Below are 26,713 nucleotides of genomic sequence, written 5' to 3' on the forward strand. Positions count from 1 at the left end.
AGCCAGTCTTATCCGTTGCCTGTACTTTTGAATCAAGATAAACACGCGCCTAAAACTGACTACTTTTCAAACTGTATCAGTTTGCAACAAATATCTTAACCTTCATGCTGTATATGGCAATAGATGATACCCTATAGCTTCATTTGTTAATTTTGTAATCAAGAGTTAATGTATTAGATGCCATACTTATTAGCACTTATGCTTACTATCAGCTTATATTCGGGAGCTGCTTTCGCAACCGCTTCAACGGGCTGCGATAACAATACCGACTGTATCGAAGTCGGTCGTTGGGACTTAGGCTTTGCCTTAGGCTATGGTAATAAATCTAATCCTCTTAAAGACTATAAAGACATCCCCCTGTATGTCGTCCCGACCATTGCGTATTATGGTGATAACTGGTTTTTCGATAACGGTAATATCGGCTATACCTTAACGGAGGGCGAAAACTACACCATCAATTTGATCACCACTTTTAGCAGTGATAGCGCCTTCTTCTATCGCTGGGATCCGTCGAATATTTTCCTGCTTTCAGCTGGCGGCAGTAGTCAACGTGCAACCTCCCCGCTCTCAACCTTTGGCAGAGTAAATCCAGAGCCTGCCATTGGTGAGCTAGAAAATCGAAACTTTACATATCTTGGCGGAGCCGAGGCTTTTGTTTACACCCGATTTGGTATAGTGCACGCAACGCTCGCCCATGACATACTTGATGTCCATGGCGGCCTTGAGTCTAAATTGAGGTGGTTTTACAATATTCCCCTAGATAGGTGGAATTTTGAATTTGCTGCGGTATTAGACTGGAAGAGTAAAGAGGTGGTTGACTATTACTATGGTGTCAGACCGAGTGAAAGCCTCTACTGGAGCCAAGAATATCAAGCGGAGTCTGCATTGAATAAGAGTATCGAATTTACTGGGCAGTACGTTTTAACTGAAAACTGGAACTTACTCTTAGTGGCACGTTATACCGATATCAGCGATGAAATCGTCGATAGTCCTCTTTTAGAAAAAGATTACACCACCACCTATTTTGTTGGCGCAGCGTATAGGTTCTGATTAGAGTGTCTTCAAAATTCAAACTTGTATTCTTGTGTCTGTTGTTGAGCTCGTTAATGAGTACAACGGCTATTGCAAAAAATAGTACAAAACAGCCAACAACTAACCTAAAACTGTCCCCTGAGTTTTGTATCACTTCAGCTAATGAAGAGTCTTGCGATATAGAAGTCACATTAGAATGGGATATGTTAAAAAACAAAACAGTCTGTATTATTTCAGACTACAAAGATCTAAAGAAATGGTGCAGTCCTTCACCAGACATTCACTCTTTGACCGTCAATATCAGTGCTGACCGTGATATTCAGTTTGTGATGATAGACAAAGATACCCACGAAACAATTGCAGGTGTAAAATTGAAAGTCACACCCGCTTCTTCGCCTCAAGTTAGGCGACGATATCGAAACCCATGGAGTTTATTCTAATGACCAGCTCTCAATCTACGCATAGAGTATTATTAGTCGAAGATGATATTCGTTTAGCCAACTTGATTGTCGACTTCCTAAAGTCACATGGCATGCATGTTGAAGTAGAGCGTAGAGGCGACACTGTCCTTACTCGCCTAATAAACTATAAACCTGACATTATTTTACTCGATATTATGCTGCCTGGGATGGATGGCTTAACCTTATGCGAAAAATTGCCAGATTACTTTGCAGGCCCTATTTTACTGATGAGTGCCCTAGGCTCAAATGAAGATCAAATTAAAGGCTTAGAGTTAGGTGCTGACGATTACGTGGTTAAACCTGTTGATCCAGCATTATTAGTCGCGCGCATTAACAATTTACTACGTCGCCAAGCTAAACCAGCGCAAGTAGAATCTCACTGCCTAAGCTTTGGTAAGTTAAGTATCGACCCGCATACTCAAGCGATTCGTTTGGGTGAGACCGAAGTGGATCTGACCAGTCATGAATTTGAACTACTTTGGTTACTGGCATCACAAGCAGGCCAAGTAATGAGCCGCCAATATATCTATCAATACCTGCTCAATATTGATTTTGACGGTAAAGACAGAAAGATTGATGTACGTATATCACGCCTAAGAAAGAAACTTGGCGATAATATTGAAACCCCTTTTAGGATTAAAACAGTTTGGGGGCAAGGTTACCTCTTCGCGCCAGAAGCGTGGAACAACTAAGTCTGCTAATTTATTAAGATGAAACGGCTTTTCATTAGCCTTTATCTTCTGCTCAGCCTAGGTTTTTTAGGCATAGGATGGGCACTGGATAATTTATGGCAAAATAACGTTGACGAAAAAGGTGCACTCGATGCACCTTTAGTTGCTTTGGCGCAAGTGTTAGCTAAGCTGCCTCAAGATGAACGTCAAGCCATGCTAGAGAGTATTCAAGCTAGGCCTAACTTTCCACTCACCCTGCTTAATGCTGAACAGGTTGCTTTTTCTGGCGAACAATTAGTTCGGGCCGACAAAGTGATTGCCACCCCTTATGACATTAACCATGAGCTGCAATTTGTGGCTGTTGGCGAACAAGTCCTAATGGCAGGTCCGATTGAACTCGACCCAGAAGCCAGCCTAAGAAATATCTATAATATTTTCTTCTATTTTCTATTAGCCTTTATTGCACTCATTTGGGTATGGCCGCTATCGAAAGACTTAAAAATCTTGGGGAAAGCCACTAAAGAGTTTGGACAGGCAAAATGGAATACCCGAATTAAACTCACTAAGCGCTCACAGGTACTGCCTCTAGCCAACACCTTTAACGATATGGCCGCCCATATCAGTGCCCTTATTGAAAACCAAAAACATCTCTCTAATGCCGTCTCTCACGAAATAAGAACGCCACTTGCAAGGCTCAAGTTCGCCCTTGCCCTGTTGCCTCAATACTGCCAACCAGAATCGGATCCCGCTAGGCGCGAACACTTTCTTGACGAGATGAAGCTTGATATCAAAGAGATGGAAAATCTTCTACAAGAACTGCTCACTTATGCCAGTTTGGAAACCCAGCGAGAATCACTCAATTTTGAGCGCTGTGACCTAAACAGCTTAGTCACGCAAACCATCCGACGATTACAAAGCCACCACCCAACCCCGATACTTTTCGATGCCCCCGAAGAGACGATTTACTTGGTCGCAGAACCATCACTGGTTGAGCGCGCTCTGCAAAACCTCATCACCAATGCTCAGCGTTTCTCAATCGATGACATTAAGGTCAACATCGCGATAGACAGTAAAGCCGTCACCTTGTCTGTGACTGACGATGGCGAAGGGATTTTAGAGGAAGACCAAGGTAAGATTTTTGAGCCTTTCTACCGCAGTGCAAGCAGTAAAAATGGTAATAAGGGACACGGCTTAGGCTTAGCTATAATAAAGAGAATCATGGAAAGACACCACGGCGAAGTCACGCTTCTAAGTCAACAAGGCTTTACCCAGTTCACCTTAGTTTGGCCGTTAAACACCACACAGCACTAGTCCAATCCGATCAGCCTCTAGGCTTATAAAACGCCTTTTAAGAGCCATCAGAACCAAAGTCTAGAGTGGAATTCACTTTCGCCCTTTCATCAAGTAACTGCGCTTTTCTCGCTTTAAATAATGCAAGCTGACGCCTCCGTTTACGCTGCTGACATAAACGGATCACATCATATTTTTGCGCATCAGAAAACTCGAGCCAGTTAAAACGCTCATTTCTATTACGTAAGCACCCTTTGCAATAGCCTCTAGCATCACTCTGACATACGCCAATACAAGGGCTGGGGATCTCAAAAAACTCTAACTGCTCCATACCTTAAACATATACTATCTTGACAATGAAAGGCTAAAATAAATACAGTGAGATGACTAATACCAATCACTCTCCCCATGTTTGGCGAGATTAAAGTCGCCGAGAATTGAGCACTAAGAAGGTAACAATATGAAACAACAGCAACGAAGCCTCTTTGTCACACTACTCGCGTTACCGCTATTATTCTTATCGGCCTGTAGCTCTACGCCTAAGAATGATTATGACCTTGATTATAACTTTGCTAACTTAAAGAGCTTTTCACAGCTCCCCCCGCCAGCAAATAGCGACCCTCTGAGCGCTAACAGAATTAAACAAGCCATAAGCAGCTCACTGACCAGTCAAGGTTTTATCCCCAATGACCTGGCCGCTGATTTTTATGTGGGTTATGGTTTTAGAATTGATGACAAACCCAAAGACTCGGGCTTTTCAATCGGATTAGGTACGGGGACATGGGGCAGTTCTGGTGGCGCAAGTATCGGCACTAGCGTCGATGTCCCCGTTGGCAGTAATACCGCCAAAATACAAACCATACAGATTGATATTCTCGACCCTAAAACCAATCAATTAATCTGGCGCGGTACAGACAAGTTCACCTTTGATGAGGGCGGTGAAGCAAAAGCACAAGAAACTAATGCTACCGTTGCAAAAATCCTAGCGCAGTTCCCCCCTAAGCAACAAAAGTAGATTGATATACAATGAACCGCCCACAGCCCGTGTTCGGTTCATAACGAGTCACTGATAATAGGAGCACAACAAAAAGTCACTCGCTATTGGTGCGCATTGACCGTGCGTCCTTCAGCCCACTGCCTTAATGATTGCAGTTTTTCACGCATCACTACCGACAATGGGCGCGTTTTCATCAGCTCTTCTTGCAGCAGAGCTTGATCAACATCTCGCTCCGATGCTTTAGCCGTATAGATAGCAGAAATAACCGCTTGCTCAATCTCCGCCCCTGAAAAACCTTGGCTAATCTTAGCCAGCTGACTTAAGTTAAAGTGAGTAGGCTCAAGCTGACGTCGCTTGATATGAATAAGAAAAATAGCTTTACGGATCTCTGCATCGGGCAGATCCACAAAGAATATCTCATCCATACGCCCCTTACGCATCAACTCGGGGGGTAAGGCGCTAATATCATTAGCCGTAGCGACTAAGAACACATCTGATTTTCGCTCTGACATCCAGGTTAGAATTGTGCCAAGAATTCGCTTTGAAGTGCCATCATCACTACTACCACTGCTTAAGCCCTTTTCTATTTCATCAATCCACAACACACAAGGTGCCATTAAATCCGCAAGTTCTAACGCCTTTCGCAAGTTCTTCTCTGTCTCACCAATGTACTTATTATAAAGTGCTGACATATCCATCTTAAGTAATGGCCTTTGCCACAAGCCCGCGACAGCCTTAGCAGCCAAGCTTTTACCACTGCCTTGCACGCCCAGTAGCAATATACCTTTGGGTTTATCCTCCAGTATCTGCGTCTTTAATGACGGCGTTCTATAGCTCAACCATTGTTTAAGGTTATGCAATCCTGCAACTTGCGAAAAGTCACTGGTATCATATTCAAATTGAAGTACACCTTGCATATCGAGCAATTCAAACTTGCCTCGGTTAATACTGTCGATATCGGAATGGGTGATTGCGCCATCATCGACAATCGCTTTGTGCGCGAGTCGCCTGGCATCATCAAAGGTCACGCCACGTAGGTTTTCTGCAAGCTTAGCGACCGCACTATCATCGACATTGAGCCTGATCCCTTCACTGCGCACCTTATCTATTTGCTCATAAATTAGATTCAATAACTGAGCGCTATTAGGAAGTGATAGCCTAAAATGAGCACAATAGTGTTTGATTTCGGGAGGGATAGTGAAGGCATGGCTGACCAGCACCAGCGTATGTTTAAGTGACTCATACTCCAGCGCGATCTCTTTTAGCAAACGTACGTTTCTAGGCGCATCGTCAACAAAAGGGTGAAAATCACATAAAACATATATCCCTTGCTGCGTTGTCGACTTGATCTGCCCAAGAATATCGCCAGGTTCACAGTTAAATTTTTGTCTTCCCATGCCGCTATCGACTCGCATCAAGCCTTGGGTAATGCTCCAGCTAAACAGGGGTTGATACAGAATATTCGAAACTTTTCTAAGTAACTCTATCACCCGGTGCTCTTCATAGGTTTCTATGATAACTATCGGTGTATTCGATCGCAGTACTGCGGTGAGATCTTGAATATCTTGCATGTCATCTATTGCCTACACAGATTTAAATAGAAAAGGGGCCTATAGCCCCTTTATAGCCACTGTGGTTCTGTAAGTACCAGTAGTTAGTACCTGCAAATTCCACAGTGTTAAGATATATAAATTAATGGAACAGGTAATTGAGCCAGCCTTGCATTCTCAACAATACTTTTCGCATAATCGATACATGGGCAAAATGGTCAGTATAAATAGCTGCATGCCCAGAAACACCAGCTGGAAACTCAGTTTTCGCCTCATGATCTTCAAGCTTAATCAGTACTAATGCGCGGCCACGACTCATCACTCGCTGAGATGATATCAGTGAACCCGATGACTGAATTTCACCTTCAGCCATAGCAGGCAAGACTTTAGCCACTTTACCTTTAAATACTTGGCCCGGCGCAGCATCTAGAATGATTTCAGCTTCATCACCCTCTTTTAATCTGAGCAATGAGTTTTGCCAAAACGCGCCGACAAACATACGATCTTCATTTGGAATAAAGCTAATTAACGGCCTTAACGGCATAGGAACAGCAATAATACCTGGGCGCAATGCCATCTGAGTCACCATGCCATCGGCAGGCGCTTTGACTACCGTCTGATCTAGGTCAAACTGTGCTTTTTCAAGTTCGCCCTGGATCCCTGCGACCTTGGTATTCACTCCATCAACGTTTGACTCATAGGCTAAACGTACTCTTAGCTCTTCAGCATTAGCAGCAGTTAATAGTGCTTCTGATGCAAAATAAAGCTGACGCCTATTATCGAGTTCGAGCTCTGTAAAGGGTGAGTTAGCACCGCCACGCTTACGGCCTTTCTCATAACGGTCGAACGCAGACTTGGTTCTATCTCTGTCAGCGGTTGCTCGCGTCACTGCAGCTTTTGTCGCTTCCCATGCCGCTTCTAATTGTGGTACTTCAAGCTCCGCCGCCACTAATGCCGCACGTTTTTGCTTTACAATAGCCTGAAAAGGAGTGGGATCGATTTTAAATAATACATCACCTTTTTTAATCGGCGTATTGGGCTCCACCTCGACAGATACAACCATGCCCCTAACCGCTGGGTTGATGGGCGTTGTTACAAAATACTCTTTAGCATAAGGTGTATACGGATGGTTATAGTTCATCAATAAGATCAAGGCACCAACAATAAATATGCCGCCTAATATCGCCGTTGGAACGGTCCACTTAGTTAATGGGATCTTAAATATTTTAAAAATGGCAATACAGATTGCGGTGTAAGTCAGTACAAGTAGTAAATCCATATTACACCTCTGCTCTGTCTGTTGAACTATCGTCGATTTGAGTATCAACTTTAGTACCGGACTGATGATTACCAGAGCCTCTTACTTGTTTAGGCTGTTGTTTTGATAATTCCATCTCAGTGATTCTTTGTTCTAATTTTCTCACAGTTTCAGTCAAGCCTTGCACTTCACTCTCTAACAGTTGTTCTTTCTCGACGACCTCTTGGAATCCCCAACCACGGTCTTCACGATAAAGGGTTGCCCAGATCCATAAGAATGGCCAAATAGCATGTAAGGTAAATAGGCTCACCCACCCCGCAATATGCAGTGCATCTTGCTGTGGGTGATTGCGCTTCTTGGCTATCTCATAGGGGATATCATGAATGGCAATGACCCCATAGAAAATAAAAATCGCAACGAAAAAAATAATTCCTAACGCAAAATAATCTAAAAACACATCGCTCTCCTTGTGAAACCTTGAGTTACAACGATAGACACTAAAAACATCATAGCAACATTAAAGCAATATTAACCCTACAACTGCATTTTTTCGACTTAAATCTGCATATTAGCGATCCCATATGTAGCATAACAAAGTGATCTTTCGCACACTTGCCACTAAATCTAACCTAGAGAAATACACGTCACGTTACACTAATCACAAATAAAATGGGGCACTAGAATGCCTCAGTAAAGTGTTGCTAGCTTGAGTGCCATACAGGCTCTGTAACCAATAACTACTCCCTACAATCTCAAAAGGTAATCATAATGATAGGTACTGCATTATCAGCTAATGCTAAACGCGCCATGTTGCTAGGCTGCGGCGAACTCGGGAAAGAGGTCGCCATTGAACTTCAGCGCTATGGTATCGAAGTGATCGGCGTAGACCGCTACCCCAACGCCCCTGCAATGCAAATTGCTCACCGCTCTCACGTTATTAATATGCTTGATAGTGTGGCATTAAAGGCGGTTATTGAACTTGAAAAGCCTGATTTGGTGATCCCTGAGCTAGAAGCGATTGCAACTCAAACCTTGGTAGAAATGGAAGCTAAAGGTGTCAACATCGTGCCAACAGCTAAAGCCACTCAACTAACGATGGACCGAGAAGGCATACGTCGCTTAGCAGCCGAAACCCTATCAATCCCAACATCACCTTTCTTTTTCTGCGATACCGAGCAAGAGTTTACCGATGCTGTCGCCACTATTGGGCTCCCTTGCGTCATCAAACCAGTGATGAGCTCCTCAGGTAAAGGCCAAAGCGTTATACGCACCCAAGATCAAATTGAGTCGGCTTGGCAATATGCACAAGAAGGTGGCCGTGCGGGCAAAGGACGTGTCATTGTTGAGGGGTTCATTGCCTTTGACTATGAGATCACCTTGTTGACCATCAGCGCGGTGAACGGCGTGCATTTCTGTGATGCTATTGGCCATCGTCAGGAAGATGGGGATTACCGTGAGTCTTGGCAGCCGCAAGCGATGTCAAATATCGTATTAGCTAAATCACAAGCCATAGGTAAAAAGGTAGTTGAAGCCTTAGGTGGTTATGGCCTATTTGGTGTTGAGTTATTTATCAAGGGCGATGAAGTTTACTTTTCTGAAGTGTCCCCTCGACCACACGATACCGGTATGGTGACCCTTATTAGCCAAGACTTATCGGAGTTTGCTCTGCATGTTCGTGCTATCTTAGGTTTGCCAATTAGTAACATCACTCAGCACGGTCCAAGTGCATCGGCGGTGATCCTTGCCCAAGGCAGCTCAAACAACATCCAGTTCTCAGGTTTAGCTGATGCATTAGTTGAGCCCGATACACAGGTTCGATTATTTGCCAAACCTGAGATTGACGGTAAGAGACGTTTAGGTGTGGCATTAGCCAGAGATACTGATATCGATAAAGCCGTTGCAAAGGCGCTAACTGCGGCAAGTAAGGTTAAGGTTACTTTTTAACTCTACATTAGAGTGACTGATAGATAATTTCAAAATTAAAAAGCCTCAGCCTTGATTAAAAGGTTGAGGCTTTTTTAAAGTATTTATTATTCTCTTAGTGCCTGCATAATGCGCTAACGTTTAATACATTAGCTTTTAATGTACTAGCCATTAATGTATTAGACTTTGACGCACCAGACTTTGATGCACCAGACTTTAATGCGTCAGCCTTTAATCGCCAACTCCTATGTGCTAGTTAACCCGATTGTTCGCATTATCTGTTCTAAAGCTCACTAGATTTTCAATCGCAATATTAAGCAAATTCTGCCGTGCCTCTCGCGTTGCCCAGGCGTTATGGGGAGAGATGCTGATATTGTTAGCGCTAAGAAGCGGATTATCAGCCTTAGGAGGTTCAGTTGACAATACATCAACGCCTGCAAATGCCAGTTGCCCTTGATTTAACGCTGCCGCTAATGCCGCTTCGTCAACAAGCCCTCCACGAGCGGTATTAATTAATATGCTGTTAGATTTCATGGTACTTAATACATCTGCATTAATCAGCTTATCTGTCTTTACGGTAAGCGGGCAGTGCAAAGAAACAATATCTGCCTGCTTAAATAACTCCGCTTGTTCTACCCAACTACAGTTTTCAGGTAGTGGAACTTGCGAGTTTCGAGTATTGACTATGACCTTCATGCCAAAAGCCAGTGCAATCTGAGCCACAGTTTGCCCGATATCACCAAAACCAACTAACCCTATTGTTTTATCTTTAAGTGATTGTAGTGGCGTAAGAGTAAAACAAAAATCTGCCGACTCAGCCCACATACCACGCTTTACTGCATCGGAGTGCAGACTCACTTGCTGAGTGGCATGAAGAATATGAGCAAATACCATTTGAGCAACCGCATCTGGGCCATATCCAGGCACGTTTGTGACCACAATGCCGAGCGTTTTGGCCGCTGCGAGGTCGACCACATTAGTGCCGGTTGCGAGAATGCCGATATATTTAAGCTTTGTTAACTGCTTAAGTATCGTTTCATCAAGCACGGTTTTATTGGTCAGGATAAACTCAGCATCAAGGCTACGCGCTATCACGTCATTCGGTGCGCTGCGATCATAACAAGTGAGCTCGCCGAACTGCGCTAGAGCTTGCCAGCTTAGATCTCCAGGATTGAGTGTGTATCCGTCCAATACTACTATTTTCATCTAACACAGCCCTTGTTTATAAAATGATCGTCAGTCTCGTGGCTCTTGAAAGAAAGACTGCAAGCCGCACACTTGAGCTAAGAACTAAGAACTTAAAGCTAGAACTTAAAACTGGCCCCCAGATTGGCTTGCCCTTGCCACATAATATCTGACTGAATATTCCATATACAGCCGTCATTACCACAGAACAAAGCGTTATCAGCATTGATAAACGTCGCGTAGCCCTTTACTTCAGCAAACAATGAAAAGGCTTCACTGACCTGGTATTCAATACCACCACCAAGAGCCACTGAAAAACGCGTTTCATTAGAGTAAGCGCCGCTTGGTCGCATATGGGTAAAGCCAAGGCTAGTGGTGACATAAGGTTTAACGCTTTGCATAGGGAAATATAAACTGCCACCAAAATGAAAGTAATCCACATCCATAGAGGTAATCACATTAGGGCTAAAGTTATCACCTGTTTTTAAATCGGTTGATTGGTGGCTATAAAGAAGATAGACGTTACCAGGGTCTTTTGTGGTAAAGCCCAGCATGACACCATAGTTTTGCGCCTCAGCTATTTTAACCTTTCCCGCTTCGTCGGTTTCTGTGCTAGCAATATCAAACTCACTAGCACCAAAGCTATAGCCACCAAAAGGGGTCACATATACTTCAGACACTGCAGGAAATGCACACAAAAAAACCAGTAATATTGCTAAGCTTCTTTTCATCATATATCCCTATTATTTTCTGATTATTAGTATTTAGCGCATGCCTCTATCAGCCTTAACTCTATCATAAGCAGCTTGAATATCTTGGGCTTTTGTTTTAGCAAGCTCCATCATCTCAGCAGGTAACCCCTTAGCGACTAGCTTATCGGGGTGATGCTCATTCATCAACTTTCTATAAGCTCTTTTGATCTCTTGATCAGACATCGACTCTGTCACCCCCAGCACACTGTAAGCATCTTCAATCGATGTTTGATGTCCAGCCCCACCACTACGATGAAAATTAAACTCTGCCTGCCAACGGGCTAATAAGTCATTGAGTTGCTGTTGGCTAAATCCGAGCTCTTTGGCAACCACGGACAGAATTGATAACTCTTTTTGATCTAACTGAGCATCGGCAAGCGCGGTCTGAATTTGGATCTCCAAAAACATCTGTAGCACTTCTTTACGACCCATAGAGATGAGTCTAAAGGTTTTTAGGCAAGCATTAAGATCAAAGTCAGGCTCCCTGCCTTCACGAAATGCCGCCTGTGCATCTGCTCTGGCTTGGCCACTTAAGTTAAGCTGATCCATTAACGAGCTCGCCATGCGAATATCGTTTTCAGTCACTTGTCCCGACGCTTTTGCTACATGCCCCATCACCGAAAAGGTGGTATTAAAAAACAGTGCCTGACGTTTTCCGCCGCCCGCGAGCCCCGCTTTTTGGCTCTGCCTGCGGTCATACATATGCCCTAGCCAAAGCCCAAAGATGGCGCCACCAAGACGACCCGCCATATAACCAATAATAAAACCGAAAACCTTACCCCAAATACGCATTATCTAACCTTTTTTGTTTCACGTTCTGTTATTTGTGCGAGTCGCTCAATCGTACCAACATCACACCAATACATATTAAAATGCTCACCACTAACCTGACTATGACTCATGCCTTTACGGAGCAAAGGAGCCAGTGCAAACGCACCTTCTGGTGTCTCTTTAAATAAAGCCGGATGGTAAATGCCCATACCAGAGAAAGTCAGTTTTTCTGCGCCACTATCACTCACCTTGCCACCTTGCAAAGCAAAGTCTCCTTGGGGGTGTTGCGATGGATTATCCACTAACCATAGATGCGCCAGCACTCCGGTATCAAGCGCCTTGATTCTCGGTAACTCATCAATAAAAATATCACCGTTTATCACTAAAAATGGCTCGTCACCTAACAGGCCTAACGCTTGTTTGATGCCTCCACCCGTCTCCAGTGCCGAGGTTTCTTCGCTATAACGAATCTTAACTTGCCACTGACTACCATCACCTAACGTCTCGACTAACTTATGGCCAAGCCAAGCATGATTAATGATGATTTCTGAAATCCCAGCCGCAGCGAGCTTTTCGATGTGATAAACAATTAGCGGCTTGCCCGCCACCTCAACAAGAGGCTTAGGCACTGAATCTGTTAAGGGGCGCAGTCGTTCTCCACGCCCCGCCGCAAGGATCATTGCTTTCATTGTTCAGCCTTTTTGATATGAATCATTATTTATGAGCATTGAATGTTGGGATGATGACTTCACCAATCCATTGAGCAAATGGTTGCAGCTCGATATAACGACCTGCAATATCGCGAATATACTCAAGAGTCAGTGGAATATCGGCCATATAGGCCGGTTTATTATCGCGATAATTAAGCCTTGCGAAAATGCCCGCAGCTTTAATGTGTCTTTGAATCCCCATCAAATCAAACCAGCGTCGATACAGCTCAAATGTGACTGCCACATCAATCAGCCCAGCGCTAACACACTGGCTGTAATGTTGATGCATTAAGGCTTCCACATCGCTATCTGGCCAACGAATGTAGCAGTCTCGCAATAGTGAAACCGCATCATAGGTTACAGGTCCAAGCACTGCATCCTGAAAGTCGATAACCTTTAACTTGCCATCTTGCAGCATAATATTACGGCTATGGTAATCACGGTGCATGCCAACTTGTGGCTGAGCCAGTGCATTATCTACTAACAGTTTAAATGCACTACTGGTGTGCGCTTTAACGTCATCAGTATCCAGCCCAAGATGATGCACGGCTAACCATTCAATAAAAATATCCAGTTCTCGTACCACAAAATCGGCATCATATTGAGGCAATGGAGCTGTTTGCGTCTCTGTCACATTGGCAATATCGTTAAGTAACACTAATGCTTGAGAATAATATTGCTGTAAGTTATCGCTTTTTAACACCGATAATAATTGCACGTCACCAAGGTCGCTAAGCAGCATAATGCCCTGTTCTTTATCGCTAGCGATCACCTTAGGCACAGCAATACCTTGACGCGCATAACTGTCCGCTAATTGAATAAACGGGGTGATATCGATAAGCTTAGGAGGGGAATCGACTACAATATAAGACAAGTTGTCGACAACAACTCTGAAGTAACGCCTAAAACTTGCGTCGCCTGAAATCAGCTGTGGCGAAACTTTTACATTAAAATACTGGTTTAGCCATGCATTTAACTGAAGAAATCTAGGATCTGACAAGGGCACCTCATGGCTCTTAAGAAGAAATTGCTTTATTATAACGACAAAATGGAATCAGCTAAGCAATTGAAAAGAATTATTTTGGCTGAGTTGCCCAAGAAAGGGTCAACTTTTCTCCTCTTTCACCGTCCAGACTAAGAAATCATAATTAATTGACCTAAGATGCAGATCCGTTATTTTCTGGCCTTGAGCCTGCTTCCCCAATTAGTCTTAGCAGACGAACCCGAAACTGTGACAGCCCCTGCGTCGCAGTGCGTAGTTGAACCTCCGGTAAAGCCGTACGTTCCGCTTTACGACATCAATAATCCAGCCGAATTAGCGCGGATCTATATTAGTTCTGATAGTTCTTCAGCCCAAATGGGTAAAGAAGCAACTTTTATTGGCGATGTAAGCTTCAGCCAGGGCGGTCGCAACATTGCAGCCGATGAAGCAATTTTAAATCAACAAACTGAAGAACTTCATGCCAATGGCAACTTAGTGTTTCAAGACGCTATGTTTACCGTTACAGCTGACTCTTTAGTTGCCAAAATGCGCAGTAACAGTGCGATCTTAAGTGGCGCTCAATATTGGTTACACGGTCAACAAATCCATGGTGATGCCGAAAGACTGGAGATCACTAAAGATAATAATCTATTGTTGTCTGGCACGAACTTCAGCACTTGTCCTGATAAAGATCCAGCTTGGCTATTAGAAGCTGACCGAATCAAGATTGATAGCTCCGAAGAGTGGGGAGAGATTTGGGACGCTAAAATTAAGATTGCTGGCGTACCTGTAATGTATGTGCCTTATATGACCATTCCGGTATCAGATAAGCGTAAATCTGGCTTTTTATTCCCAACATTTAGCACTAGTACCACCAACGGTGTTGAAGTTGCGACGCCATATTACTGGAATATTGCACCAGAATACGATTTAACCTTTACGCCAAACTATATGTCGGCTCGTGGACTATTCACCAAGACAGAGTTTAGATACCTAGCTGGCGAGAAGCAGAGTGGCCAGTTAAATTTTGAATATCTAGCCAACGATAACAAGCTAGAAAATAGTCCAGATAGATACCTGTATCACTGGGAGCATACTGGCGCATTTAATCAAAACTGGCGCGTTCATGCAAACTACACTGATGTGTCAGATAACAACTATTTCAATGACTTGAATTCAGATGTTCAACGCGCGACAGATAATCAATTAAACCGAATTGGTGAAATATCTTACTTTGAGCAGAACTGGGATTTAAGTGCACGAGTACAAGATATTAAAGTACTTGGTGAAGAGGAAAAGCCTTACCAAGTGATGCCGCAGTTTACGTTTAACTACCGTGCGCCAAGCTATTGGCACGGCTTAGACTTTAACCTATATAGTCAAGCGACTAACTTTGAACATCAAGATAGTGAATACTCGGCTGCCACTCGTGTGCATATAGAGCCAAGTATCTCCTATCCCATTCATGGTCCAGCAGGCTCGCTGACCAGTGAAGTCAAATTGCTGCAAACTAACTATTGGCAAGATGATAAGGGCAACCTCTCTGATTCAGAGCTTCGCGATCGCGTCAACCGAACGCTGCCAGAGGTACGCATTCATGGTCAAATTAACTTTGAGCGCTTTACGGATTACTTCGACACCAACTACCGCCAAACATTAGAGCCACAGTTCCAATATCTTTATGTCGGTTACCAGGACCAATCTGATATTGGTATTTACGATACTGCGCCGTTACAAGAAGATTACAACGGTCTGTTTAGAGATCGACGTTTCTCAGGCCTAGATCGCATAGCCGATGCAAATCAGTTCACGCTCGGTTTAACCACTAAGCTATTTAACGAACAAAACCGCGAAGTATTTAAATTCAGCTTGGGGCAAATTATTTACCTCGAAGACAGTCGTGTTGGTATTAACGATGTCATGGGGAGTAACGATACTTTCACCCAAGAGAACACCTCGAACTCTGCAATTGCAGCCGAATTAAGTACTCAACTCTACGCAGATTGGTTTTTAAGTGGCTCGATTCAGTATGATGCTAAAGAGAGTGAAAATAAGAAGAGCGAAGTCACCGTTGACTATCGTCCGGGTACTAATAAGCTACTGCAAGCTAGCTACCGCTACGTACCGGATCTACTGAACACCAATACCAATGAGTCTGTCGATATTAAGCAGCTTGGTTTCCGGGGAGCCTGGCCGATTAACGACAGCCTCTACTTAGTGGGTAACTGGTATTACGATCTCAATGAAAGCCGAGCAGTTGAAACCTATACAGGTTTTCAATATGAATCATGTTGCTGGGCAGTCCGTTTGAGTTATCATTACCGCATCAAGACCAATTATATTGACGAAGATAATCCGGTACAGGATACTCGAGAACTATTTGAAAGCGGGATCTACCTAAACTTTATCCTCAAAGGACTCGGTGGTTCAGGCCCATTAGGGGTATCAGATATGTTAGATGACGGCCTATTTAATTATCGTAAACCGCTTTATTTGAAGAATTAGCAGATAAATAACGTAAATAAATGCTGAACCTAGCTGACGACATGCAGTCAAAGCAGAACTAAAGAATCATTAACCCGGTGAGTAATCACCGTAAATGACACTCAATAAATGCCAAGGATTTTAGTGGATGAAACGCTGTAACCAATTGATTTTTGCCCTTATAACATTGGCAATGAGCCAGACAATTCACGCTGCGCCAGAACCTCTAGACCGTGTAACAGTGCAAATAAATGAAGGGATCATTTTAGAAAGTGAAGTGACCGGAATGGTAAAGACCATCCAGGCAAATGCTGCTAATGCAGGTCAGAAGCTGCCGTCAGACACTGCACTGCGGACTCAGGTTATTGAACGTTTAATCCTAACTCGTCTGCAGTTACAGATGGCCGATAGAATTGGTCTACACATTGGTGACTTACAGTTAGACCAGACTATCGAAAATATTGCTAAAGAGCAGAAGATGACGGTTGCGCAAATGAAAGCGCAAATTGAAAGTGAAGGTACAACTTTTGCTCAATACCGCGAGCAACTACGTGAAGAGATCACCTTAGGTGAAATTCAACGTATTCAAGTTCAACGTCGCATTCAAGTCTCTACGCAAGAAATCAATAACCTTGTAAAGCTAATCAATGAGCAAGGTCTGAAAGAAGTTGAGTTTCAAATTGGTCATATCCTTATTGATGTACCAAGCGACGCTAACAGTCAGCAGCTAGAAGCTGCAAGTAAGCGCGCCGCAGTCGTGATGAAACGATTACAAGATGGTGATGACTTTAGAAGTATCGCAATTGCAGCCTCTTCAGGCCCTAAAGCACTAGAAGGTGGTATTTGGGACTACATGAACATCAACGAGATGCCAACCTTATTTGCAGAAGTGGTCACTGATGCGAAGACTGGTGATATCATAGGTCCAATTAAGAGTGCATCGGGCTTCCATATCATCAAGGTGATGGATGCTCGCGGTCTAGAAACCAAAGAAGTTAAAGAAGTTAAGTCTCGCCACATTCTACTTAAGCCGTCTCCAATTCTTTCGGAAGAACGCGCTAAGAGCATGATGGACAGATTCCTAGCTCAAGTTAAATCAGGTGAAGTTAAGTTTGAAGATTTAGCACGTCAGTATTCAGAAGATCCAGGTTCTGCTGCTAAAGGTGGTGAACTGGGTTGGGCCGATCCGAACATCTATGTTCCAGCATTTGCCAAAGAGTTAAATAGCCTTGAAATTGGTGGCTATAGCGAACCATTCCGTTCGACTCACGGCTGGCATATTGTTCAACTAGAAGAAAGACGTACAACAGATGCAACCGATAAATTTAATACGAACCGAGCTCACCAGCTGATCTATCGTCGTAAATTTAATGAAGAGTTACAAAACTGGCTAGATGAAATGCGCGCTGAAGCATTTATCGATATTTTCGAGCCAGAAACGAATCGAGGTTAATACTATTGTCAACTAAACGAATTGCCATCACGCCGGGTGAACCGGCGGGTGTAGGTCCCGATTTAGTGATACAACTAGCTCAGCAGGCTTGGCCTGCTGAGCTAGTTGTTTGTGCTGATCCCGAACTACTAAAGTCTCGCGCTAAGAAGCTTGGGCTGTCGATTACGCTACGCCCATACCAACCGAACCAGCCGCCTAAAGCACAGGAAGCTGGAACATTGACTATTGTGCCATTTACCCTTGAAGCCGACGCGGTGTGCGGGAAACTAAATGAAAACAATAGTGCCTATGTTGTTGAAACACTGAGATTTGCTGGTGAAAAGAACATGGTTGGTGAATTTGATGCTGTTGTAACGGGCCCAGTCCATAAAGGCATCATTAACCAGGCTGGCATTCCGTTTAGTGGTCATACTGAGTTTTTCGCAAACCAAGCAAATTGCCAGGATGTGGTGATGATGCTTGCAGCCCCAGGTTTGCAGGTTGCACTGGTAACAACTCATATACCATTGGCTTATGTGTCTAAAGCCATTACCCGTGATCGCTTGCATCAGATTGTCAAAATTTTACATACCGATTTAGTCGAGAAGTTTGCAATTGAGTCGCCGCGGATCTATGTCTGCGGTTTAAATCCTCATGCAGGTGAAGACGGCCATTTAGGCAGAGAAGAGATCGATATCATCATCCCTGCCCTTAATGAATTAAGAGAACTCGACATGGATATCGTTGGCCCATTACCAGCTGATACCCTGTTTCAACCTAAATACTTAGAAGATGCTGACGTTGTACTCGCTATGTACCACGATCAAGGGCTTCCAGTACTAAAATCTAGAGGATTTGGCAGTTCAGTCAATATCACTCTAGGATTACCCTATATAAGAACGTCGGTCGACCATGGTACGGCCCTAGAGCTTGCAGGCACGGGTACTGCTGATATTGGCAGTTTTGTCTGCGCATTAAATAAAGCCATTGATTTGGCTGCAAAGAATTAGTGATAAAAGTTACCTCATGAGCAATAAAGTACATTTAGGCCACACGGCCAGAAAACGTTTTGGACAAAACTTCTTAACTGACGAGAATGTGATTAATCGCATTGTTGGTGCTATTTCACCTGATAATGATCATGTGATGGTAGAAATTGGTCCCGGTTTAGCGGCATTAACAGAGCCTGTTGCAAGCGGTATCGACAAGCTTATTGTTGTCGAACTCGATAAAGACTTGGTTGAGCGTTTACAAACGCACCCGGTCCTTAAAGATAAGCTTGAAATTCACCAAGGTGATGCACTTAAGTTTGATTTCAATCAACTCGTGCGTGAAGACAAGCAGATGAAAGTGTTTGGTAACTTACCATATAACATTTCAACTCCGCTTATGTTCCATCTGTTTGAGTTTGCTCAGCATATTGAGAACATGCACTTTATGCTGCAAAAAGAGGTCGTATTAAGACTCTCTGCAAGCCCGGGTACTAAAGCTTATGGCCGCCTTACCGTAATGGCTCAATACCATTGCCAAGTCATGCCTGTGCTTGAAGTCCCACCAGGATGCTTTACACCACCACCTAAAGTGGACTCAGCTGTTGTGCGTTTAGTGCCATACAAAACTAAACCTTGGCCATGTAAAGATGTCGACCTGCTTAGAAACTTAACCACGACAGCATTTAACATGCGCCGTAAGACGCTTAGAAATAACCTTAAGCAGCTATTATCTGATGAAGACTTCGCCGCGTTAGGTATTGATGCAACGTTGAGGCCTGAACAGATCCGTGTTGACCAATACGTCGCTATGGCTAACCACGTTTTCGATAGGAAGTAGATTTATTCTCTGAATAATATACTGACCAACAAAAGGGCAATAACTGCCCTTTTTTTATACCTGCTCATAAATAATTACCTGTTAATTCAGATACTCTCCATTTAATATGGAAGCTCGTTAAAAATCAGATAACTCCATCTTTTAGAGGTCTATATGAGTCAATTAACAACGCCTGTTAGCGTCGACGTAAAAACAGAGTATATTGAAAATCAATCCTCCCCTGATGAAGAGAAATATCTATTTAGCTACACTATTACCATCAGTAATCTCGGTGATGATGACGTCACACTAAAAAGTCGCCATTGGTGTATTACAGACTCCAATGGGCAAAAAAGTGAAGTTCACGGTGCGGGCGTGGTAGGCCAAACTCCGACAATCAAGCCCAATAGCTCATATGAATATACCAGCGGCACCGTATTAGAAACCCCATTGGGTGTGATGGAAGGCAGTTATACCATGGTCGACAGCAGTGGCAATGAATTTACAGCCCCCATATCCGCCTTTCGTTTAGCCGTCCCAGGTTTACTTCATTAATCACAAAACATAATTAACAAAACATAAATAATGCATAGGTAAAAATGGCGAACTATTTTGTAGGTGATATCCAAGGCTGCTTTGACGAGTTAACGTTGCTACTCGAAAAGGTAGCCTTTAATCCATCAAAGGACTGCTTATGGACCGTAGGTGATCTCGTTGCTAGGGGGCCAGGTTCCCTTGAGACACTGCGTTTTTTTAAGTCCTTGTCTGGTTCAGCTAAAATTGTCCTCGGTAATCATGATCTTCATCTGCTGGCTATTCACGGAAAGTTAAAACGTGCTAACCCAAAAGATCATTTAACCGCTCTACTAGCAGCAGATGATATCGCTAATATTATCGACTGGCTGAGACTGCAGCCACTCTATCAAGACTGGCCTGAAAAGAACCTTATTATGACCCATGCGGGTGTGCCGCCTAACTGGGATCTGCACACCTTACGCACTCAAGCAGATCGAGTCAGCCTAACATTGCAATCTCCCAACTATCTAAATGATTTGATTAGTGAGATGTATACCAATTCAGTCGATGAGTTTAATTCAAATTTAACAGCGCTTGAACAACAGATCTATTGCATTAATGCACTCACCCGTATGCGTTACTTAAAAGCCGATGGCCGCTTAGATTTTGACTGTAAGTCACCACTACAAGATTGTAATCATGACTCCTTAGTCCCTTGGTTTAACCAACCAAGTCAGCTACCCACCGACTACACTGTGATTTTTGGCCACTGGGCTGCCATTATGGGGCAAACTCACCTCGCTAATAGGCAGGCACTAGATACTGGCTGTTGCTGGGGGGAGCACATGACACTTTGGCATATGGAGTCAAACCAGAAAATTACTCAAAACAAAATAAAAGCCGTTAAAAGAAGTTAAAAAAGAGTTAAACTATTGCAACATTTGGCCGATACAGTATACGAAATAGATGTCGGCCAGATGCTGAGACTTAGATAAAAATAATAATAATGGAGCTCATATGAAGTTAAATGTAGCCACTAGAGTGATAGGTGGGTTTACGGTAGTCACTTTACTGCTAATTGTACTTGGCGCAGCTTCTTGGTTTACTAACAACCAGTTAAAGACCAGTACTCAAGTCTTACAGGAGCTAAGTCTTCCTGCATTAAAAACCAGCAATCAGCTTTCTCAGACTCTTTCTCAACAAGAAAAACAAGTTTTGATGGCCTACCACAGCCAAAGTGCAGCGATGATCCCTACAATCAACGCTCAATTTACTACTGCCAGCCAGACCTTTGAGCGTGAGCTTAAAAAACTAACCGGCCTAGTCAGTAGCAATTCAGAATTAAATTCTGTTATTCGAAATCTTGATAATCAATACGCTAAATTCAATAGCATTAGTCATGAAATGATTACGACTCATGAAACTGCTTTAGTCACTACAAATAAAATTATCAGTAAATACGATGATATTGAGATAGCCGTCGATGATAGCGCCTCTTTATTACTCGACTTAATTGACCTAGAGATGAGTGAAGATGTTGTTGAGCAAGAGATAGCAGCCACAGCAAGTTCGCTCGAACTCAGTTTTAGCAGCATCGCCAGCACCAGTTTTGACTTGATGGGCAGCACTGAAAAAGCAAAATTCGACATCATTTCAAAAGAACTCGATTATATTGTTAGCGATACAAAGAGCAAAGTTGATTATGTTACTAACCACTGGGACGGCGTTGTCGATGCCGAACTTATTGACGAGCTTAATGCTGAAGCCAGTAACGTATTTAGCATGGTTAAAGGCAATAACTCCCTCACAGCGTTAAAGCAAAAAGAACTTGAGCTTAATCGTAATACAAGCCGTTTGCTTGCTGATGTTGAACAAGCAGCAGCTAACGTCAACAAGCAGATGAAAACCTTAACGGCTAACATCGAGACCATCTCTGCCGAGATCAGTCACGATGTCATTGCTAATATCGATAGCGCGAGTATGCGCACCGTTTTATTGATGCTAGTCGCTATTATCGTTGCAGTCGTTGTTAGTATCGCAGTCGTTCGCCCACTGACTCGCTCATTAGAGAAAGTCAATCATGCTCTAAATGTACTAGCATCAGGTGATTTAACCCACAAACTTGATGAATCAGGCCATGATGAATTCGCAAAACTGTCAGCCAACTGCAATAAACTCGTCGATAGCCTAAGAGAGCTGATCCAAGGCATTTTAGAGCGCTCAGATCAGCTTGCCGCTGCAGCAGAAGAGACTTCAGCAATTACTGCCCAAACCACTGTTGGCATTCAAGAACAGAAGAGCCAAGTTGATCAAGTTGCAACAGCAACGACTCAGCTAAGCTCAAGTGCTCAGCAGGTGACGGCCAGTGCTGATGAGGCGCTAAGCCAAATCAAAGCCGCCGATGATGAAAGCCAACATATGCGCCTGATTGCTGATGAAAATAAGCGTACCATTCTAGCGCTAGCCGATGAAGTGTCTAAAGCCAGCGTCGTCATCAACAAGGTGCATGCAGATAGTGCCTCTATTGGATCTATTCTCGATGTTATTCGAGGCATTGCAGAGCAAACAAACTTACTCGCGCTAAACGCTGCAATTGAAGCCGCTCGAGCCGGAGAGCAAGGTCGAGGCTTTGCCGTTGTTGCCGATGAGGTGCGTAGCCTTGCATCAAGAACTCAGGATTCTACCCAAGAGATCCAACAGATGATTGAGGTCCTGCAACAAGGAACCCAAGAAGCGGTAGCCGTAATGGATTTGGGGCGCACACAGGCTAACTCTTGCGTTGATAAGACTGAACAGGCTAATAATGCACTTGAAAGTATTAGCGATGCTGTACATCGCGCTCACGACTCAGGAACACATATTGCTCATGCTGCGCAAGAGCAAAACTTAGTGAGTCAGCAAGTATCCGAGAAACTAGAGCATATTGCGGCGATTTCAGAGGAAACGTCGACTGGAGCCGACCAAACAGCCCAGTCAAGCCATCAAGTGGCCCAACTCGCAGAAGAACTGCAGGCTTCTGTTAAAGAGTTCAGAGTCTAATTTATACCCATTGCATTAAGTATCTGTTCATTCAGTGGGAAGCGCTATATTTGCAGCGCAATATTGACCGAGCTTAAGCAACAGATATAAATAAGCTCAATCAAGCTTAAAAATAAAAAGAGGCGCTAAGTTTAGCGCCTCTTTTTTGTTTTCTACCTGGTAAGTTCACTCGCTACAGACAAAAAAATACTGGGATAAGCCCAGTATTTTTTATTACATTGATTTCACGGTTTAACCACCTGCGATACGCTCTTTAATCGCTGCGGTTATCTCACTGCCACTGTGACCGTTACTTTCTGCCCAAGCAACAATTGTACTTCCATCACTTTCAGCAGAGCCTAAGTCAGCTGCAGGTAAGCGCTTTGCCACAAAGGTACCCACTTTATTTGAACCACTTTTCAGCGCTACTCTTAGCAGGCTATCACCATTACAAGATACGCCACTATAAATGTTGCGAAGCTTAACACGACTCTCTTTAAGCTTTTTACGTAGGCGATTTTTATCATCAGCCTGAACATAATTACAGATATTCGCGGTCAACTGGTCTTGGTTAGCAAGTGCAGTTGAAGGTACAGAAATTAAAGATGCAGCAATCAGTGTAGCGAGGCTCAGAGGCAACAAGCGCATCGGACACTCCTTATTTTTAGTTTTTATTTATTATTAGTAAAGTAGCGCTAACTAGTAGGCTTTCTTTATCGTTATACAGGGCACTAAACAACCCCTTAAATTTAACATTTTTTTACCAACTTGATAAAGCTATATTCAAGCTGTTTATCATTTTTCGCTACATCTCGAGAGACTTCTTGCCAGCTACCATCATACCACTCAGGAAAGAAGGTATCACCCTCGACAGTTAATGCAATTTCAGTGAGATACAAGATATCTGCTTGAGCCAGTAACATTTCATATAGCTGGCCTCCCCCTATCACAACAAGCTCCGCACAGTCTCCTGCGGCAAGTTTAGCCTGCTCAAAACTCGTGACGGTTGTCACCCCTTCAATAACGAGATCTGCTTGACGGCTAATGACAATATTATGTCGTCCGGGCAATGGGCGCCCTATCGACTCATACGTCTTTCGCCCCATGACGACAGGCTTGCCCAAGGTCATGGCCTTAAAGTGGCGTAAATCTTCAGGAAGGTGCCATGGCATTTGGTTATCTTTACCAATGACGCGATTATTTGCCATTGCGGCAATCATAGCTATTTTCATGAAACTTCCTTTTATTTTTATATTGTCAGATACAGTATGTTTAGCTTACCTAAGCGTTAATGATTGAACACGTATTAGCTAAGAACGAATAACTATCGAATGAAAGATTCTAGTTACTTAATGACTGGACGCGAACGGAAATAGAGCAGACTCGGCATCGCAAGCCCCACAGAGAGTGCGCCTAAGATAAACACCGTTTTAAGGCCGTTACTGACAACTTGGTAAATCAGCTCAGGGCTCATATCGGCTTGCGCTGTTAGCTGCACCAAACCTATTACGGTATTAAATGCATAGGTGCCTGGGATCATAGGAATAATTGCAGCTACAGCATACATTAATGGCGGCGCTAAATGCTTTCTAGCAAACGCTATCGTTATAACGCCGACCAAAGCTGCGGCTAAAAATGTCGCCCACTCGATAGGCAAACCAAAGCTTAACCACATGGTACGGCTACCATGTCCCATTGCTGCCGCGATTGCACAGTAAGGCAAAAATCGACGCGGTACATTAAATACCATAGCAAAACCAATGGCTGGAATAGCAGAAAAAATGGCGTCATTGAGCATGGTTAATAATAATGAGATCACAGGAATAATCCTCCAATCTGCATTGCGATAGTAATGCCTATAACCGACGCTACCGTAAGCAAAGTGGCCTGTCCCCAGCGAGAGATCCCCACATTGAGGTGACCTTTAACCATATCCGATATGGCGTTAATCATTGGGAAACCAGGCACGAGCATTAATACACTTGCCGCCATAGGCAACTTAGGGGTATCAGTCAGGTCAAATTGATATCCAGTTTGTGCTATTAGCGTCGTCACGAAGGCTGTCACACTAAAGTTAAGCAGTAAATTATAATGACGTTTAGCAATTGATAATCTGACAAACATACCCGCTGCCGAGGCGAAAAAGGTAATCAAACAGGCCGTTAAATCACCACCAAATAAGTGGCAAAAACTTGCACATGATAAACCAATCATGGGCACGACATATTTAGCGGGGTAGGTTTTTGGTTGGATCCGGCCAACACGCTTACGTACTTCCGTTAGGCCATAAATGCCTTTTTCGGTGAGTAAACAGATACGTTGGAGTTCGCAAACTACGGTCATATTAATGCCATGTTCGCGAATGCGCCGCGTCGTTGTGATACAACGGCCGACGGCCAAGCTGGTAAGTACTAACGAGTTGGAAGAGATGGATATCTCAACGCTTTCTAAACCTAAGGCGTGGCCTAAGCGCTGAGTGATCTCTTCAACAAGTTCAGATTCAGCGCCATAAGCTAGCAGAAGTTGAGCAACCCTAACGACTTGACGAGTAATGTCATTTTGCGTTGTAGCGTACACCTTTTCTCAACTTCCTCTTATGCGAATAATTATCTTTGGTAGATAATCTCTACATCGTAGTCATCTTCATCAAAGTCGTCATCGAAATCATCGTCAAAATCTTCATTGACTGATTCGTTAGCGTTCTGATGATAGTTATCCCACTTGAACTCGACTTCGGCATCGGCATCAACTTCTTCTTCAGGAGGAAGTGAAGCAATAAAGTCTAGTAGTTTAAGGGCTAACTCAGCAGTACCTTCACGGTTATAAGCTGAAATCGTATAGATATCGCCATCCCACTCAAGTTCTTTAACGATATGGTCGATTCGCTCTTGTAGCTCTTCTTCCAACATCAAATCTGCTTTGTTAATCACTAACCAGCGCGGCTTACCCGCAAGCTTTGGAGAGTGCTTTTCAAGCTCACCTACGATAGCACGAGCCGATTCAACTGGATCGCTACCATCAATTGGCTCGACATCTAGAATATGCAGCAATACACGACAACGCTCTAAGTGCTTCAAGAATTGAACACCAAGACCTGCGCCATCAGCAGCACCTTCAATAAGACCTGGAATATCGGCGATTACAAAGCTTTGACCCGGTCTAGGGTTAACAACACCTAAGTTAGGAACCAAAGTTGTAAACGGATAGTCAGCCACTTTCGGCTTAGCCTTAGACACTGAGCGAATAAAGGTCGACTTACCTGCGTTAGGCATACCTAACAAGCCTACGTCTGCTAACAATAACAGCTCCAGCTTAAGGCTACGCACTTCACCGTCGGTACCTAACGTCTTCTGCCTTGGCGCACGGTTAGTACTACTCTTGAAACGAGTATTACCTAGACCATGGAAACCACCTTTAGCCACAAGCAATTTTTGCCCGTGAGTGGTTAAGTCACCCAGTGACTCCTCAGTATCGTTATCGATAGCGCGAGTACCTACAGGCACTTTAAGGATCAAGTCTTCACCGCCGTGACCGGTACAATCACGTCCACGACCATTCTTACCGCGCTCGGCAATATGGAAGCGTTCAAACTGAAAAGTGATCAGTGTGTTAAGGTTCTCATCGGCTTGTAGATAAACACTACCACCGTCGCCACCATCACCACCATCAGGACCACCATCAGGAACATATTTTTCACGTCTAAAGCTAACGCAACCACTGCCACCATTTCCGGCTTCTACACGGATAATAGCTTCATCGACAAACTTCATACCAACTCCTGGCACCACAGAATGAAAGAATTATACTCTTAACGATTCTAGTCGCCAAAACACAATTTACTTAATTTTGAAAAAACAAAGCCCCACCAATGG

General features: G+C 43.7%; 27 protein-coding genes. 13 read left to right on the forward strand and 14 right to left on the reverse strand.

Features of this window, described 5'->3' with window-relative positions; translation table 11 throughout:
* Positions 1-177 precede the first annotated feature (177 nt).
* From ACVBIK_RS04750 to ACVBIK_RS04765, 4 genes are read left to right on the forward strand one after another with little or no spacing between them, the layout of a single operon-like run.
* Complete coding sequence (locus ACVBIK_RS04750; protein WP_447160275.1) at positions 178-1,050, forward strand: MipA/OmpV family protein; 873 nt, start codon at positions 178-180, stop codon at positions 1,048-1,050.
* A 56-nt stretch (positions 1,051-1,106) separates the two neighbouring features.
* Positions 1,107-1,472, forward strand: coding sequence for a DUF3019 domain-containing protein (locus ACVBIK_RS04755; RefSeq protein WP_447160274.1), 366 nt, complete (start codon positions 1,107-1,109; stop codon positions 1,470-1,472).
* Positions 1,472-2,185 carry a response regulator gene (locus ACVBIK_RS04760; protein ID WP_447160273.1) on the forward strand — a complete coding sequence of 238 codons (714 nt, stop codon included), beginning with the start codon at positions 1,472-1,474 and terminating at the stop codon, positions 2,183-2,185. The genes ACVBIK_RS04755 and ACVBIK_RS04760 overlap by 1 nt, the downstream gene beginning before the upstream one ends.
* Before the next feature lie 18 nt (positions 2,186-2,203).
* A complete protein-coding gene (locus tag ACVBIK_RS04765; RefSeq protein ID WP_447169206.1) occupies positions 2,204-3,475 on the forward strand; it encodes an ATP-binding protein in 1,272 nt (423 codons plus the stop codon).
* A gap of 37 nt (positions 3,476-3,512) precedes the next feature.
* Here ACVBIK_RS04765 and ACVBIK_RS04770 read toward each other — a convergent pair whose 3' ends face one another.
* The gene (locus tag ACVBIK_RS04770) at positions 3,513-3,785 is read right to left on the reverse strand and encodes a DUF1289 domain-containing protein (RefSeq protein WP_447163222.1); all 273 of its coding nucleotides are present in this window, start codon (positions 3,783-3,785) and stop codon (positions 3,513-3,515) included.
* 129 nt (positions 3,786-3,914) lie between these two features.
* Here ACVBIK_RS04770 and ACVBIK_RS04775 point away from each other — a divergent pair, with 129 nt between their 5' ends.
* On the forward strand, positions 3,915-4,469 hold the full coding sequence (locus ACVBIK_RS04775; protein ID WP_447160270.1) for a DUF4136 domain-containing protein: 555 nt from the start codon (positions 3,915-3,917) through the stop codon (positions 4,467-4,469).
* Between the two features lie 83 nt (positions 4,470-4,552).
* Here ACVBIK_RS04775 and ACVBIK_RS04780 read toward each other — a convergent pair whose 3' ends face one another.
* The 3 genes from ACVBIK_RS04780 to ACVBIK_RS04790 all read right to left on the reverse strand — a co-directional run bounded on the left by ACVBIK_RS04780 (position 4,553) and on the right by ACVBIK_RS04790 (position 7,716).
* Positions 4,553-6,022, reverse strand: a complete 1,470-nt coding sequence (locus ACVBIK_RS04780; protein WP_447160269.1) for an AAA family ATPase — start codon at positions 6,020-6,022, stop codon at positions 4,553-4,555.
* Between the two features lie 121 nt (positions 6,023-6,143).
* The gene (locus ACVBIK_RS04785) at positions 6,144-7,280 is read right to left on the reverse strand and encodes an HlyD family secretion protein (protein ID WP_447160268.1); all 1,137 of its coding nucleotides are present in this window, start codon (positions 7,278-7,280) and stop codon (positions 6,144-6,146) included.
* A 1-nt stretch (position 7,281) separates the two neighbouring features.
* Complete coding sequence (locus tag ACVBIK_RS04790; protein WP_447160267.1) at positions 7,282-7,716, reverse strand: DUF3302 domain-containing protein; 435 nt, start codon at positions 7,714-7,716, stop codon at positions 7,282-7,284.
* Between the two features lie 311 nt (positions 7,717-8,027).
* Between ACVBIK_RS04790 and purT the strand changes: the two genes are divergently transcribed.
* Positions 8,028-9,203, forward strand: a complete 1,176-nt coding sequence (gene purT, locus ACVBIK_RS04795) for a formate-dependent phosphoribosylglycinamide formyltransferase (RefSeq protein WP_447163220.1) — start codon at positions 8,028-8,030, stop codon at positions 9,201-9,203.
* Positions 9,204-9,434: 231 nt separating this feature from the next.
* Here purT and ACVBIK_RS04800 read toward each other — a convergent pair whose 3' ends face one another.
* The 5 genes from ACVBIK_RS04800 to ACVBIK_RS04820 all read right to left on the reverse strand — a co-directional run bounded on the left by ACVBIK_RS04800 (position 9,435) and on the right by ACVBIK_RS04820 (position 13,606).
* Entirely contained in the window at positions 9,435-10,388 is a 954-nt protein-coding gene (locus ACVBIK_RS04800; protein WP_447160265.1) for a D-2-hydroxyacid dehydrogenase, read from the reverse strand.
* Positions 10,389-10,486: 98 nt separating this feature from the next.
* A complete protein-coding gene (locus ACVBIK_RS04805; protein ID WP_447169207.1) occupies positions 10,487-11,098 on the reverse strand; it encodes an outer membrane beta-barrel protein in 612 nt (203 codons plus the stop codon).
* 33 nt (positions 11,099-11,131) lie between these two features.
* Positions 11,132-11,911 (reverse strand): co-chaperone DjlA, encoded by a 780-nt coding sequence (gene djlA / locus ACVBIK_RS04810; RefSeq protein WP_447160263.1) that lies wholly within the window; start codon positions 11,909-11,911, stop codon positions 11,132-11,134.
* Positions 11,911-12,579, reverse strand: a complete 669-nt coding sequence (gene murU, locus ACVBIK_RS04815; protein WP_447169208.1) for an N-acetylmuramate alpha-1-phosphate uridylyltransferase MurU — start codon at positions 12,577-12,579, stop codon at positions 11,911-11,913. The genes djlA and murU overlap by 1 nt, the downstream gene beginning before the upstream one ends.
* A 25-nt stretch (positions 12,580-12,604) precedes the next feature.
* Positions 12,605-13,606: an aminoglycoside phosphotransferase family protein gene (locus ACVBIK_RS04820; protein WP_447169209.1), complete on the reverse strand. Its 1,002-nt coding sequence runs from the start codon at positions 13,604-13,606 to the stop codon at positions 12,605-12,607.
* Positions 13,607-13,762: 156 nt separating this feature from the next.
* Here ACVBIK_RS04820 and lptD point away from each other — a divergent pair, with 156 nt between their 5' ends.
* From lptD to ACVBIK_RS04855, 7 genes are all read left to right on the forward strand, one after another.
* A complete protein-coding gene (gene lptD / locus ACVBIK_RS04825) occupies positions 13,763-16,087 on the forward strand; it encodes an LPS assembly protein LptD (protein WP_447169210.1) in 2,325 nt (774 codons plus the stop codon).
* Positions 16,088-16,214: 127 nt separating this feature from the next.
* Positions 16,215-17,519, forward strand: a complete 1,305-nt coding sequence (gene surA, locus ACVBIK_RS04830; protein WP_447169211.1) for a peptidylprolyl isomerase SurA — start codon at positions 16,215-16,217, stop codon at positions 17,517-17,519.
* Positions 17,520-17,524: 5 nt separating this feature from the next.
* Positions 17,525-18,508 carry a 4-hydroxythreonine-4-phosphate dehydrogenase PdxA gene (gene pdxA / locus ACVBIK_RS04835; RefSeq protein WP_447160258.1) on the forward strand — a complete coding sequence of 328 codons (984 nt, stop codon included), beginning with the start codon at positions 17,525-17,527 and terminating at the stop codon, positions 18,506-18,508.
* Positions 18,509-18,524: 16 nt separating this feature from the next.
* On the forward strand, positions 18,525-19,328 hold the full coding sequence (gene rsmA / locus ACVBIK_RS04840) for a 16S rRNA (adenine(1518)-N(6)/adenine(1519)-N(6))-dimethyltransferase RsmA (protein ID WP_447160257.1): 804 nt from the start codon (positions 18,525-18,527) through the stop codon (positions 19,326-19,328).
* A 153-nt stretch (positions 19,329-19,481) separates the two neighbouring features.
* Positions 19,482-19,862 (forward strand): Co2+/Mg2+ efflux protein ApaG, encoded by a 381-nt coding sequence (gene apaG / locus ACVBIK_RS04845; RefSeq protein ID WP_447160256.1) that lies wholly within the window; start codon positions 19,482-19,484, stop codon positions 19,860-19,862.
* Between the two features lie 44 nt (positions 19,863-19,906).
* Positions 19,907-20,740, forward strand: a complete 834-nt coding sequence (locus ACVBIK_RS04850; RefSeq protein WP_447160255.1) for a symmetrical bis(5'-nucleosyl)-tetraphosphatase — start codon at positions 19,907-19,909, stop codon at positions 20,738-20,740.
* Between the two features lie 100 nt (positions 20,741-20,840).
* Positions 20,841-22,862, forward strand: coding sequence for a methyl-accepting chemotaxis protein (locus ACVBIK_RS04855; protein WP_447160254.1), 2,022 nt, complete (start codon positions 20,841-20,843; stop codon positions 22,860-22,862).
* Between the two features lie 231 nt (positions 22,863-23,093).
* Here ACVBIK_RS04855 and ACVBIK_RS04860 read toward each other — a convergent pair whose 3' ends face one another.
* From ACVBIK_RS04860 to cgtA, 5 genes are all read right to left on the reverse strand, one after another.
* Entirely contained in the window at positions 23,094-23,489 is a 396-nt protein-coding gene (locus ACVBIK_RS04860) for a DUF3718 domain-containing protein (protein WP_447160253.1), read from the reverse strand.
* Positions 23,490-23,590: 101 nt separating this feature from the next.
* Positions 23,591-24,073 carry a type 3 dihydrofolate reductase gene (gene folA / locus ACVBIK_RS04865; RefSeq protein ID WP_447169212.1) on the reverse strand — a complete coding sequence of 161 codons (483 nt, stop codon included), beginning with the start codon at positions 24,071-24,073 and terminating at the stop codon, positions 23,591-23,593.
* Between the two features lie 113 nt (positions 24,074-24,186).
* On the reverse strand, positions 24,187-24,660 hold the full coding sequence (locus tag ACVBIK_RS04870) for a threonine/serine exporter family protein (protein ID WP_447160251.1): 474 nt from the start codon (positions 24,658-24,660) through the stop codon (positions 24,187-24,189).
* Positions 24,657-25,418 carry a threonine/serine exporter family protein gene (locus ACVBIK_RS04875; RefSeq protein WP_447160250.1) on the reverse strand — a complete coding sequence of 254 codons (762 nt, stop codon included), beginning with the start codon at positions 25,416-25,418 and terminating at the stop codon, positions 24,657-24,659. The genes ACVBIK_RS04870 and ACVBIK_RS04875 overlap by 4 nt, the downstream gene beginning before the upstream one ends.
* A gap of 29 nt (positions 25,419-25,447) precedes the next feature.
* On the reverse strand, positions 25,448-26,611 hold the full coding sequence (gene cgtA / locus ACVBIK_RS04880) for an Obg family GTPase CgtA (protein WP_447160249.1): 1,164 nt from the start codon (positions 26,609-26,611) through the stop codon (positions 25,448-25,450).
* Positions 26,612-26,713: the final 102 nt, after the last annotated feature.

It is taken from the genome of Shewanella sp. 125m-1, from assembly GCF_052977065.1.